The following is a 12,689-nucleotide window of genomic DNA, read 5'->3' on the forward strand; positions in this document are numbered from 1 at the left end:
TTGACCACCTCTTTAAAGTTGAGTAGTTTGTTTCTGTAACCACCCTTTGAGATTCCGATAAGCTTTTAACCAGCGTTTGTAACTTTCATCATTAGGCTCAAGGCCACAATAACGCATATCTATAAAATTTTGGCTATTAGGGTTTTCCACTTCATTAAGCCATTTTCGCACTTCAGGAAAATTAGCAATTCTAGATTTAAGTCGATTGTGCCGATTTAATGCTTCTATGTAACTATGTCCCGGATTAGTAATAGTATGCCCAGGATTAGTAGAATCTGTCTTCCATTCCTGAGTTGCACCCTTTGCTAAGGTAGCAAAAATCATTGCTTTTAATAAACACTCAATGGTTACACCTCCAAAGTGCATAGCGGCTACTCTTCTTTCCGATTCCTTTTTACATAATATTTCAGTATCAAGATGACGTTGCATAAAAGCGGCTTGGTAATCTTCCATTTCGTTATTTTCTCCTTTTAAACACCTGAATCTTGACACAAAAAAATAGCTGCTTCCTTTGCGGAGGCAGCTATTTTTACAAATTATGTAACTACAAAGTATTAGTAATCGAAGTCGCCGCCGCCAGCACCAGCGCCAGCAGGAGCGCTATCCTTAGGCTCAGGCTTGTCAACTATAATACATTCGGTTGTCAACACCATACCAGCGATCGAAGCAGCGTTTTGCAGAGCAGAACGAGTCACTTTAGCAGGATCAACAATACCAGCCTCTAACAAATCGACGAATTCGTTTGTCGCAGCGTTGTAGCCAACGTTGAATTCTTTCTCTTTCACACGTTCAGCAATAACAGCACCATTCTGACCGGCGTTTTCAGCAATCCGCTTCAGAGGTGCAGGTAAGGCGCGAACAACAATCAAAGCACCAATCAACTCTTCATCTTTAAGATTGCTCTTTGCCCAAACTTCCAATTCAGGAGCGAGGTGAGCCAGAGTTGTACCACCGCCAGGAACAATACCTTCTTCCACAGCAGCTTTAGTAGCATTGATAGCGTCTTCTAGACGCAACTTCTTGTCTTTCATTTCGGTTTCGGTCGCTGCACCCACTTTCACTACAGCGACACCACCAGAGAGTTTAGCAAGACGCTCTTGTAATTTCTCTTTGTCGTAAGAAGATTCGGTTTCATCGATTTGACGACGAATCTGTTCTACACGAGCCTTAACAGCAGCTTCGTTACCTTCGGCAACAATTGTGGTGCTGTCCTTGGTGATGGTGATCCGGCGAGCTTTACCCAGGCTATCCAGCTTGGTGTTATCTAGCTTCAGACCAGCATCTTCGGTGATTAGTTGACCACCAGTTAAAACAGCGATGTCTTCTAGTAGTGCTTTGCGGCGATCGCCAAAGCCAGGAGCCTTAACAGCAGCCACGTTGAGTACACCGCGTAAACGGTTTACTACCAAGGTTGCCAAAGCTTCTTTTTCAATATCTTCGGCGATAATCACCAAAGGACGACCAGCACGAGCTACTTGCTCTAACACTGGTACAAGGTCTTGTACCAAAGCGATTTTCTTATCGGTCAGCAGTATGAAAGGCTCATCAAAAACCGCTTCCATCCGCTCAGGGTCGGTAGCGAAATAAGGAGAGATGTAGCCTTTGTCAAAGCGCATCCCTTCAGTGATTTCCAACTCGGTGAACATAGATTTCCCTTCTTCTAGGGAAATTACGCCTTCCTTGCCCACCTTGTCCATTGCTTGGGCAATCATCTGACCAACTTCTTCGTCATTACCAGCCGAGATCGCACCAACTTGGGCAATGGCTTTGGAATCTTCCACTGGACGGGCGTGTTCAGCAATTTTTTCTACCAAGAAGGCAGTAGCTTTGTCAATACCGCGCTTCAGGGAAATTGCGTTAGCACCAGCTGCAACGTTCCGCAAGCCTTCTTTGACGATCGCATGAGCTAAAACGGTAGCAGTGGTGGTGCCATCGCCCGCAGCATCGTTGGTCTTAGAAGCAGCTTGACGAATCAAAGCTACACCAGTGTTTTCAATATGATCTTCTAATTCGATTTCTTTAGCGATCGTTACACCGTCATTAACGATTTGCGGTGCGCCAAATTTCTTTTCTAGGACTACGTTACGACCTTTGGGGCCAAGGGTAACAGCTACAGCCTCAGCCAGGATGTCAATGCCTCGTTCTAAGGCGCGACGGGCGTTTTCGTTGTAGATAATGCGCTTTGCCATAATTTATTGTTAGTTGTCCTTTGTCATTTGTTTTTTGTTCTTTGTCATTTGTCATTTGTCCTTTGTCATTGGCTAATGACTAATGACCAATGACTAATGACCACTAGATAACGACTGCTAAAATATCTTTTTCAGAAAGCAGTACATATTCTTCGGTGCCGAGTTTGATGTCAGTGCCAGCGTACTTCGAGTACAGCACCTTATCGCCGACTTTGATTTCCAATTCCTGACGGTTTCCGTCGTCATTACGCTTGCCAGGACCAAGAGCCACTACTTCCCCTACCTGGGGCTTTTCCTTGGCGGTATCGGGCAAATACAGACCACCTGCGGTCTTTTCCTCAGAGGCGTTCACTTTTACGAAAACGCGATCGCCTAAAGGTTTAACTGTAGAAACGCTTAGAGATAAAGCTGCCATATTATTTCTTTCCTTTATAGATTAGCACTCTCAACTCCTGAGTGCTAATCTACCGAAAAATAGCGTCCAATGGCAAGAATTCTTTGAGTACGGGTTCCCGAACTAGAGCCTTAGAGATGTACTTAAGTATAAATGCCTAATTATTTATACCTTTCGGGTTTTGTTCTGTAAGTTACGAAGAGAGTAGGGAGTTAGGAGTTAGGAGAATTCTTATTCCCATTTCCCATTCCCCATTTCCCATTCCCCATTCCCCATTCCCCGGTCTCCATTTCCTTCTATTTCCAAAGCTTGGAAATTTTTATAGAACAGTAATCAGGGAGCCGTTCGATAAGTAACAATACAGTGATCCAGTCTAGCCATCAAATCCCCAAAGCCGCTAAGTCTCTAGAACATAAAGCCCTGAGTAATTGTGTAGAAACTTTAGGACTTGCAAAAATTCAGAGGCACATTTTTATTTGCGCTGACCAGACAATTGCTAGTTGCTGCTCAAAACGAGCTAGTCTGGAATCCTGGGAATACTTAAAAAAGCGACTTAAAGAGTTAAAATTTGATGAGCCGCAACAGAGTCATCCCATTTGCGTCTATAGAACTAAAAGCCAACTGCTTGCGTGTTTGTTGTTCTGGACTCATAATGGTGGTTTACACTGATGGTGTCTGATATCGCCAAGTAAGCCCGGAAGTTATTGAGCGGATCATCCAAGAACACTTAATAGGCAATAAGGTGGTAGAGGAATATGCATTTTTAACCCATCCTTTGCCAGAAACTTCCCTAGTTTCTTGTGAACACCTCATAGAGGCTTAACAACCGAAGGATATGGTACAGCAGTAAGCTTTAAGAAAGTGCGGGTTGGTTTTGAGGTAGGGTCATCTTTAAGCCAATACTTACTTGTGAGTCAGAAGGATTATTATTTAATCAGTGTTTTTTCGCCCGTCACTTTCAATGCGATATATAATAGCGCATTATAGATACTACTGCTATACGTATCCTTGCTGGACTTTTGCTATCGAGCTACTAGTCTCTTGAAAGTGCTCGGCATTTTTGAGGTTTCGAGACAGCAAAGGCAAGTTAAGTAGGAAAAAGGACAACATCTCGAAATAACCCACGATAGAGGATAAATATTCAAGACTTTGATGGACCGAAGCGCGACAAGTGCCACTGCTATGAAAGAGCCCAGCATGAAAGATCACAAACGACTTCTATTGATTGATGATGACCCTAACCTCATCTTGCTGGTGAAGGATTACTTAGAATTCCGGGGATACGAAGTCATCACCGCCGAAAATGGACGTGAAGCTCTGGAAATTTTAGAGCAAGATGTTCCAGACATGATTATCTGCGACGTGATGATGCCGGAAATGGACGGATATACTTTTGTGGAACAAGTCCGGCAAAACGAACGCACCAGTTGGATTCCGGTTCTTTTCCTTTCAGCTAAGGGACAAAGTGCAGACCGAGTTAAGGGTCTGAATAAAGGTGCTGATGTTTATATGGTCAAACCCTTTGAACCAGAAGAACTCGTAGCGCAAGTTGAATCCTCGCTGAAACAAACTATCCGTTGGAAAGAACACCAAGCTAAAGGAGGCGAAAACGGTTCCCGTATCCAGGTTCCCTTCGATGTGCAATTAACCCCAACCGAACTGAAAGTAGTCCAGTTTGTCGCTAGGGGTTTAGCTAACCGGGAAATTGCTGAAGAACTAAATGTTAGTCAGCGCACGGTTGAAAGCCATGTGTCCAATATGTTGGGCAAAACCAATCTCCACAACCGCACTGAACTAGCGCGGTGGGCGATTGAAAATCAAATGGCCTAAACAAAGTTAAGAGTTAAAAGTTAGGAGTTACGAATTATGAATTTTTTAACTTCTAACTCCTAACTCCTAACTAAGATTTACCAACCATCTTCTTCAGGGCTGGATTGGTGCAAAACTTCTAAATCCAGTTCATCCAGGTAAGTTAGGGCGCTTTCAATCTGAGAAACAGTACCTCGCAGTTCCAGATCGAAGCAGCTATATTGTGGCACGTTTGCGCTTACCTGAGCATCAGCAATAATCACTGTGATGCCATAGTGAGAAACCAGTCGTGAAATGACTGGTTCCTCATGTAAGTCTTTAGGAATGCGAACTTGGATACGAGTTTGGGTGCGTCTATTATCTAAAATATCTGTATTAGATTTTACTTGTTTATTTGGAATTGCCATTCTAGCTTCCTACTCGACTTCTGGGATGAGGTTTTACTTTCCACAATTCTTTTAACACTAGCGTCACTTATCCCACGCAGGCAAGCAAGAAAGTATTTGCCTTGGCAAACAATTAATCTAGATGTAGTAAATGTGAATAATTCCTCATAATTCGGTAGTTATGAGGTTAATTGTCGTTTTATGGCGGTCTTTGAGCAAATTGAATATAGCCAATCTGTAGGGTTACAACAATTGTTGTAACCCTAATTTATTGTGTATAAGATTTAATACTGAAGTTATAACTGCTATATATGTTACTTCGTCAAAGTTTTAGGGAACTCTGTTAATAGAACGTTATAGGTTTAACCCTCTGTTTAGATATCAATAAAAATCGATTCTTTAGGATATTTACTTCTGTGTAATGACCTATTGCATAAATTCCCATTGTCCAAAACCTGTTGACCCGGTGAATGCAAACAACCTTATTTGCCGTAACTGTGGGTCAGAAATACTGTTGCAAGGACGCTATCGGGTAATCAAACAACTAGGACAAGGTGGCTTTGGTAACACTTTTGAAGTTGACGAGTGTGGGAAAACTAAAGTTTTAAAAGTGCTGACTGAGAAGAACCCCAAAGCCATTGAACTGTTTCAACAGGAAGCAAAGGTTTTGAGTCAGCTAAACAGTGCAGGTATTCCCAAGGTAGAACCAGATGGTTATTTTACTGTTTTACCTAAAAATAGCTCTGTACCATTGCACTGTTTAGCAATGGAGAAAATTGAAGGCGTAAATTTAGAGCAATGGATGGAATTTCGTAATTATCAACGTATTTCTGAAGCTAAAGCTCTCAATTGGCTAAAACAACTTGTAGAAATTCTTGCTTTAGTACACGCTCATCAATATTTTCACCGTGATATTAAGCCTCAGAATATCATGCTGCGACCAAGTGGCCAGCTTGTCTTAATTGATTTTGGTGCAGTTCGACAAGTCACGACAACCATTTTGGCGGGAAATTCCCATACCAGAATTATTTCACAAGGCTATTCACCGCCAGAACAACAAAACGGTTATTCAGTACAGCAGTCAGACTTTTTTGCATTGGGACGGACTTTTATTTTTCTGCTCACAGGTAAGGAACCCCAGGATAAAGAAATTTATGACCCTCTGACTAACGAGTTGCACTGGCGAAAATCTGCACTCAATATTTCTCCCCTTTTGGCAGATTTAATCGACCATTTGATGGCTCCTACTGCAAATCATCGTCCTCAAAATACGCAAGTGATTTTGCAGAAGTTGAACGAAATTGAAAAAGCGTTACAAATGCCTAGAATACTATGGCAAAAAACGGCAATTCAATCAACCAATGGGTCTAAATCTACTGCGTCATCTAGTTCTGTAGCTACTGTATCAGTCGGTAGAGCTAAATCAGTCAATGTGTCTTCTAGCCAGACTCAGAAAAGGCAAAAACTTTGGCAAGTTTTCATTGGTTTAGGACTGGGATGTTTTGCTGTTGTTACTGCGGCTATTAATCAACCAAACACCAAAAATCCGGTTTCTGTTTCTCCTGTAGAAAATGTTCCGGTAGCTATTCCTAGCCCAGTTCGCTCACCAGTTACCAAAGTTTATGAAACCCCAATAAACGCTCAACCCACAATAAGCCCTCTTACTTCGCCTACGTCTGACAAAATAGAAATCCAAAAAACTCAAACAGAGGAGATAGAAAAACAAAAACTTCAGGCTGCTTTGAAAGCGGAGGAAGAGAGACAAGCAGCTATTAGAAAAGAAGCTGCTGTTAGAACAGCAAGAGAGCAGTTAGAAGCTGTGATAAGGGAAAGAAGAGAGATGAGGGAAAGAAGAGAGCAGTTAAATGCTGATATAACGGAAAGGGCTTTAATAACACAAAAAAGGCAACAAGCCGATAAACAGCAACAGACAAAAATTAGCCTTGAAAAAGCTAAACAAGTTTATTTGCAAACTAAGGAGCAACTAAAAACAACTGTAACAACCTCAAATCAACGGCAATTACCGCCTAAGCAACAAGTTACAACAGAACGACCAAAAAATACAGTAGATATAAATAATGATAGGGCTAATATCCCTAATCCTTGGGAATCTACATATCCAATTCCTAAAGCTTCCGATGAATTAGAACAAGTAATAAGATGTAATTAGCAAAATTTTAAGGAGTGAGATTATGCGCGAATCAGTCATTTATCAACAAATCCTAGAAGAAGGCGAAGCTAAAGGTAAAGCAGAAGGTGAAGCCAAAGGTAAAGCAGAAACAACAAGAAAGTTGGCTTTAAATTTATTGCGAATTGGAATGAGTTTAGAACAAATTGCTCAAGTTACTGAATTATCTATTGAGCAAGTTCAAGTTTTACAAGAGGAGATTCAAAAATCTTAATTTTAATTAACAGTTTTAGAAAATACGTTGGCTATACAAACAAAACCCGCATTCGCGGGTTTCAAAGTTTTTATTAATCCGCGCAGACGGAATTGGTTTGTGTAGACGCGATACCAGGTCTAAAATTTAAACTAAAACTCAGCACTTTGTGGTGTACGCGGGAACGGAATCACATCACGAATATTTCCCATCCCCGTCATAAATTGCACAAGTCGTTCAAAACCCAACCCAAAACCAGCATGTGGAACAGTACCGTAACGACGCAAATCCAGATACCACCACAAATCTTCTGGGTTTAATCCTTGCGCTAACACGCGGCGTTCTAATACTTCTAAACGTTCTTCGCGCTGGGAACCGCCGACAATTTCGCCAATTTTGGGTGCGAGAATATCCATTGCGCGGACGGTTTTTTCATCGTCGTTCGAGCGCATATAAAAAGCTTTAATTTGCGCTGGATAATCTGTAACGATCGCAGGCTTTTTAAATAATTGTTCAGCTAGATACCGTTCGTGTTCTGATTGTAAATCTAAACCCCAACTTACAGGATATTCAAATTTAACATCAGCTTTTTCTAAAAGTGCGATCGCTTCTGTATAAGTTAAGCGTTCAAACTGATTATTAATAATATTTTCGGCTGTTGCTAACACAGATTTATCAATGCGTTCATTGAAAAATTCCATATCTTCTGGGCAAGTTTCCAATACATATTTAAAAATGTGTTTGAGAAACGCCTCAGCTAAATCCATATCGCCTTCTAAGTCACAAAAAGCCATTTCTGGCTCAACCATCCAAAATTCTGCTAGGTGGCGGGAGGTGTTGGAATTTTCTGCACGGAAGGTAGGGCCAAAGGTGTAGACATTACTAAACGCCATCGCCATAACTTCCGCTTCCAACTGGCCGCTAACTGTTAAATATGTGGGTTTAGCAAAAAAGTCTTGACTGTAATCTACTGCTTGGTTTTCTGTGCGGGGAATATTCTTTAAATCTAAACTGGTAACACTAAACAGTTCACCAGCGCCTTCGCAATCGCTAGCAGTGATGATGGGTGTATGTACCCACAAAAAGCCTCTTTGTTGGAAAAATTGGTGAATTGCTGTCGAACAAGCATTTCTGACGCGGAAAACTGCACCGAAGGAATTAGTTCGCGATCGCAAATGTCCAATGGTTCGCAGAAACTCAAAGGAATGGCGTTTCTTTTGCAGAGGATATGTATCGGGATCAGCTTCTCCGTAAACTTTCACGGACTCGGCTTTCAACTCAATTCGCTGTCCTTTACCCAGAGAAGCCACCAGTACACCTGTAGCCTCAACAGCAGCACCTGTATTCAGTTTTTTCAATACAGCTTCGTAATCTGGCAAATCCTGATTTATGACGACTTGCAAATTAGCTAGTGATGAGCCGTCATTGACTTCAATAAAAGCAAACCCTTTCGACTCGCGTTTCGTCCGCACCCAGCCTTGCACTTGGAGGGACTCATCAGGTTGACCACTTCGCAATATTTCTGCAATCCGTCGATTTGCCATATTTTATAACTTATATTTCGTCAACGTAAGGAGTAGAGATATTAAAGAATATTAACCAGTTAACCCAATCCAAAATCCAAAATCTAAAATCCAAAATTGGCATTACCCAGCATAAGACTTTAATATCCAGCCTATGATAACGCCCATTCCACTAAAGCGGACGACTTGCCAGAAAGGTTTTTTGAGGCTACGCCAAGAAAATAACTGGCTTTCTAAGTTTAGTTCTAGCCTTTCCAACTGCTGTTGAATGTGCCGTAACTCTGCTTTGATTTCTGGTGTCTGAGATTTATTGTGCTTTAGTTGATCCCGGCGCTGTTGCCATTGTGCCTGTTGTTGGCGATCGCGCTGCACTTGATCGTAACGTTCTTTTAAGGATAGGAGCGATCGCTCTACTTCCTCTAGTTCTTGTTCAAAATCTGGTTCTGAATTTTCTGCTGACGGCTGTGATTGTTTTGGCGGCTTCATTTACAAGTAGTAAAGTAGAAGTAAATGCAAATGTGCCAATAGTTATGTCCCAATCTACCCAGCTGCCGAAAACCAGTCAACTGAATGAACTTAGTACTCTGGAACTAGCTCAAGCCCTCATGGAAAGACTGAGCATTTCCCCTAACGATTGGCATCGCCTCAAGTCTAACCGCAATTCTCGCGCTAATGAACAAGTGGCAGCAGCGATTGTGTATCTTTTAAAGAATGAGCCACAAGAAGCTCAAGCTAGATTAGAACAGGCAATTGGTTGGTTAGATCGCTCTATTTCTGCCCCTCCCTGTCCGTCTCATGGAAAAAGTTAGAAGTTAAGAGTTAGGAGTTATGAATTATTATTCAACTCCTAACTCCTAACTCCTAACTACCCTACCGTCGCAGAGATAATCCCCGGCGAGTTTCCATTTGTTTACAAAGTCTCAATTCTGTGCCTTTACGGTTCCACTCTACCTGATCAAAGATTTGATGCAGAAGACACAAACCACGACCATTTTCTGATTCATCTGGTGGGAGATAGTCTGTTGGTTCTTCTTCATTAGTAGATGAAGGCGTAAAACCGCTACCCTGGTCTGATATTATCCACCAATATTGATTATCTATTAAGGAAAAACGGACTACAACTGTCTTACTTGGATCAAGATTATTGCCATGTTTAGCTGCGTTTACTAGGGCTTCTTGAAGTCCTAGCCGCAGTTCTGCTTGTAACTTTGATGGGATTTCTGCCAACAGTAAATCTAATATTGGACAAAGGTAGAGGGTTGAGGCAAAACTAATAGTGCCCCAATAACGTGCAACTGGACGGAGTGAAATTGTAATCACAAGAGAAACCCCATAGCTTTCAGTTAGCTAGACATCAGTTTGCTATTACAGGCACCCTGATAAAATTGAGGTGGTCATGCTGCCTTCAAACTTGCGTCTTTAAAACTAAATTTTGAAAATGCTAGGGAGCATTAGCTTTATAGTATGAGTTGGGATTGTTTAGAGATTTAACGGCTGTAATACTTTTGATAATGATTAAGCAACTTAAAAAGATGCTAGTAATTTGACAGAGTATTGGCATACTCTAGTTAATTGCCGATTCGTCATTTACACAATCCAATTCATATTTCTAAAAACCTATGCAGCTTGAATTTATTTAAACAAAATGAATTTTTATTTTTGCCTTAATTCAATTTTAGCATCTTTAGTATGCACTAGACTAAAAATTTCAAATTTCAGTTTTTGTAAAGGAATTACTATCCTTGTGCAAATCTGATAGCACAAGAAAGGCGGCAGCTTCAACATGAGCCGTTTGAGGAAAAAAATCAGCAGGTTGTACCCGTGTGATAGTATATTGCCCATCTTGACAAAGCAATTTCAGGTCGCGGGCGAGTGTGGCTACTTTACAACTGACGTAAACGATCCGAGATGGTTTCAATTGCCGTAAAGTGTCAATGACAGCGCGATCGCACCCCTTACGTGGCGGATCGAGTATTACTACTTCTGGTATTGTGCCCATTTTTGGAAGCAATTTCTCTACTGCCCCGACTTGGAATGTTACATTATCAATTCCGTTGCGGTGGGCATTCAAAATAGCTTGTTCCACTGCTGCTGGTTGTACTTCTAATCCTGTAGCAATCCGTACTTTTTTGGCGAGTGGTAAAGTTAAAGTCCCAATACCACAGTAGGCATCAACTAGCAACTCATGCCCTTGAAGATTGAGTTCTGATTGAATTACCTGCAATAGTGCCTCTGCTGTTTCTGTATAAACTTGGAAAAATGTATCTGGGCGCACTTGAAATTCCAGTCCAGCAAAACTTTCACGCAGGTGTGGGACTCCAGCGATGCAACGGGTTTCTGATCCAAAGATAGCATTTGTGCGATCGCTATTGCGGTTGAGTGACACTCCTACTAACTGCGGATAACGCTTTAACCATTCCTGCGCTTGGGTTTCAATTCCTGATAAATTCCAGTCCTTTACCACCAAAGTCAGCAACATTTCTCCAGTGTGTCGGCCAATGCGTAAACCAAGATGGCGAATTTGTCCTTGGTGACGCTGTTCGTCATAGATTCGCCAACCTTGTTGTTGGATATCCTGCTTAACTTCGGCAAGCAAGGGATTTAATCGCGCGTCTTGGACTGGACATTGATTTAAATTAATTAATTGGTGACTACCTTTTTGGTAGTAACCAGCTTGTACCTGTCCTGTTGCCGATATGCCCAAAGGATATGTAGATTTATTACGGTAGCCTAAAGCAGAAGCGGCGGCGAGTACCGGATCTACCGGTGGTTGGACAAAACCGCCAATGCGCTCCATTGCTTGGATAACTTGATTTTTCTTGGCTACTAGCTGGTAATCATAATTAATGTGCTGCCACTGGCAACCACCGCACTTATCCGCCACAATACAACTGGGTCGGATACGGTGGGGAGATGGTTCCAATAGCTCGTGGAGCTTCCCGTGGCCGTATTTTGGTTTAACATGTACCAAGCGGACAATAGCGCGATCGCCTGGTACTGTATCTGGGACAAACACTACACGCTCATCAGCGCGTCCCACACCATCACCTGTATCACTCAGGTTAGCGATCGTCACTTCAATTAATTCACCCTGTTGCCAAATTATTTTAGTCATTAGTCATTAGTCATTGGTCATTTATTATTGGGCATGGGGCATTGGACATTAGTTATTGATTCTTCTTCCCCTGCCTCCCCTGCTCCCCCTGCTCCCCCACTCCCTAAAAAGATAAATTCAATACATAAGTAGCTCCTATCCCTTCACTTGTGTACCTCCAACTCGCTAAACTAACAGATAATATTTCAGGTGATTTCAATAATCATGACTGTAATTAGCCAAGTTATTCTCAAAGCCGACGACGAACTGCGTTATCCCAGCAGTGGCGAACTTAAAAACATCAAAGACTTTTTGGAAACCGGCGTACAACGGACGCGGATTGCGGCTACCTTAGCCGAAAACGAAAAAAAGATAGTTCAAGAAGCAACCAAACAACTTTGGCAGAAGCGTCCTGACTTTATCTCCCCCGGAGGTAATGCTTACGGCGAACGCCAACGCTCTCTATGTATCCGCGATTTTGGCTGGTACTTGCGTCTAATTACCTATGGTGTGCTTGCCGGCGATAAAGAGCCAATTGAAAAAATTGGTTTGATTGGTGTACGGGAAATGTACAACTCATTGGGCGTTCCCGTGCCTGGAATGGTAGAAGCGATCAATTCCCTCAAAACAGCCTCCCTTGGCTTACTGAGTGCAGAAGACGCTGCCGAAGCAGCACCTTACTTTGATTACATCATTCAAGCGATGTCTTAATACAAAGTGTGTGCTGGTCTAGGAGTATACTTCCGGTCTACTAGAGTGAGTGCAATAAGCGCTCGATAGGCATAAGATACCCAATTTGATCATACCTTCCCCACATTTGGTAGTGGCTATGGCTAAATCTCTGTCAAGTTACTAACCAGTTGTGGGGAAATTTATTTAAGTATAACTATGGGGTATTTCTTAGAGGATGCAG

Annotated in this window: 12 protein-coding genes and 1 pseudogene; 5 read left to right on the forward strand and 8 right to left on the reverse strand. The window is 42.0% G+C overall.

Annotation, left to right across the window (positions count from 1 at the left end; genetic code table 11):
• Positions 1-12: 12 nt before the first annotated feature.
• The 3 genes from LC608_RS17160 to groES all read right to left on the reverse strand — a co-directional run bounded on the left by LC608_RS17160 (position 13) and on the right by groES (position 2,604).
• Complete coding sequence (locus LC608_RS17160; RefSeq protein ID WP_229554681.1) at positions 13-453, reverse strand: hypothetical protein; 441 nt, start codon at positions 451-453, stop codon at positions 13-15.
• Between the two features lie 101 nt (positions 454-554).
• Positions 555-2,189, reverse strand: a complete 1,635-nt coding sequence (groL, locus tag LC608_RS17165; RefSeq protein ID WP_229554682.1) for a chaperonin GroEL — start codon at positions 2,187-2,189, stop codon at positions 555-557.
• Positions 2,190-2,292: 103 nt separating this feature from the next.
• On the reverse strand, positions 2,293-2,604 hold the full coding sequence (gene groES, locus LC608_RS17170) for a co-chaperone GroES (RefSeq protein WP_100898362.1): 312 nt from the start codon (positions 2,602-2,604) through the stop codon (positions 2,293-2,295).
• 1,131 nt (positions 2,605-3,735) lie between these two features.
• Here groES and LC608_RS17175 point away from each other — a divergent pair.
• A complete protein-coding gene (locus LC608_RS17175) occupies positions 3,736-4,413 on the forward strand; it encodes a response regulator transcription factor (protein ID WP_012407592.1) in 678 nt (225 codons plus the stop codon).
• Positions 4,414-4,490: 77 nt separating this feature from the next.
• Here the strand turns inward: LC608_RS17175 and LC608_RS17180 are convergent, their stop codons facing one another.
• Complete coding sequence (locus LC608_RS17180; protein ID WP_181927876.1) at positions 4,491-4,799, reverse strand: NIL domain-containing protein; 309 nt, start codon at positions 4,797-4,799, stop codon at positions 4,491-4,493.
• A 400-nt stretch (positions 4,800-5,199) separates the two neighbouring features.
• Here LC608_RS17180 and LC608_RS17185 point away from each other — a divergent pair, with 400 nt between their 5' ends.
• Positions 5,200-6,948 carry a serine/threonine-protein kinase gene (locus tag LC608_RS17185; RefSeq protein WP_229554683.1) on the forward strand — a complete coding sequence of 583 codons (1,749 nt, stop codon included), beginning with the start codon at positions 5,200-5,202 and terminating at the stop codon, positions 6,946-6,948.
• Positions 6,938-7,180, forward strand: a pseudogene (locus LC608_RS17190) (flagellar assembly protein H); the annotation flags it as partial. The gene LC608_RS17185 and the pseudogene LC608_RS17190, both read left to right, overlap by 11 nt.
• Before the next feature lie 131 nt (positions 7,181-7,311).
• Here LC608_RS17190 and asnS read toward each other — a convergent pair.
• Positions 7,312-8,703: an asparagine--tRNA ligase gene (asnS, locus tag LC608_RS17195; RefSeq protein WP_229554685.1), complete on the reverse strand. Its 1,392-nt coding sequence runs from the start codon at positions 8,701-8,703 to the stop codon at positions 7,312-7,314.
• 102 nt (positions 8,704-8,805) lie between these two features.
• A complete protein-coding gene (locus LC608_RS17200) occupies positions 8,806-9,168 on the reverse strand; it encodes a hypothetical protein (RefSeq protein WP_229554686.1) in 363 nt (120 codons plus the stop codon).
• Positions 9,169-9,212: 44 nt separating this feature from the next.
• Between LC608_RS17200 and LC608_RS17205 the strand changes: the two genes are divergently transcribed.
• A complete protein-coding gene (locus LC608_RS17205) occupies positions 9,213-9,491 on the forward strand; it encodes a DUF6439 family protein (RefSeq protein ID WP_229554687.1) in 279 nt (92 codons plus the stop codon).
• Between the two features lie 61 nt (positions 9,492-9,552).
• On the opposite strand, the gene LC608_RS17210 is transcribed toward LC608_RS17205, so the two are convergent.
• The gene (locus LC608_RS17210; protein ID WP_229554688.1) at positions 9,553-10,002 is read right to left on the reverse strand and encodes an anti-sigma regulatory factor; all 450 of its coding nucleotides are present in this window, start codon (positions 10,000-10,002) and stop codon (positions 9,553-9,555) included.
• A gap of 388 nt (positions 10,003-10,390) precedes the next feature.
• Positions 10,391-11,797 (reverse strand): 23S rRNA (uracil(1939)-C(5))-methyltransferase RlmD, encoded by a 1,407-nt coding sequence (rlmD, locus tag LC608_RS17215; protein WP_229554689.1) that lies wholly within the window; start codon positions 11,795-11,797, stop codon positions 10,391-10,393.
• 204 nt (positions 11,798-12,001) lie between these two features.
• Between rlmD and LC608_RS17220 the strand changes: the two genes are divergently transcribed.
• Positions 12,002-12,487, forward strand: coding sequence for an allophycocyanin subunit alpha-B (locus tag LC608_RS17220; RefSeq protein ID WP_118168483.1), 486 nt, complete (start codon positions 12,002-12,004; stop codon positions 12,485-12,487).
• Positions 12,488-12,689: the final 202 nt, after the last annotated feature.

This window comes from Nostoc sp. XA010 (genome assembly GCF_020829625.1).
Taxonomy (GTDB): Bacteria; Cyanobacteriota; Cyanobacteriia; order Cyanobacteriales; family Nostocaceae; genus Nostoc.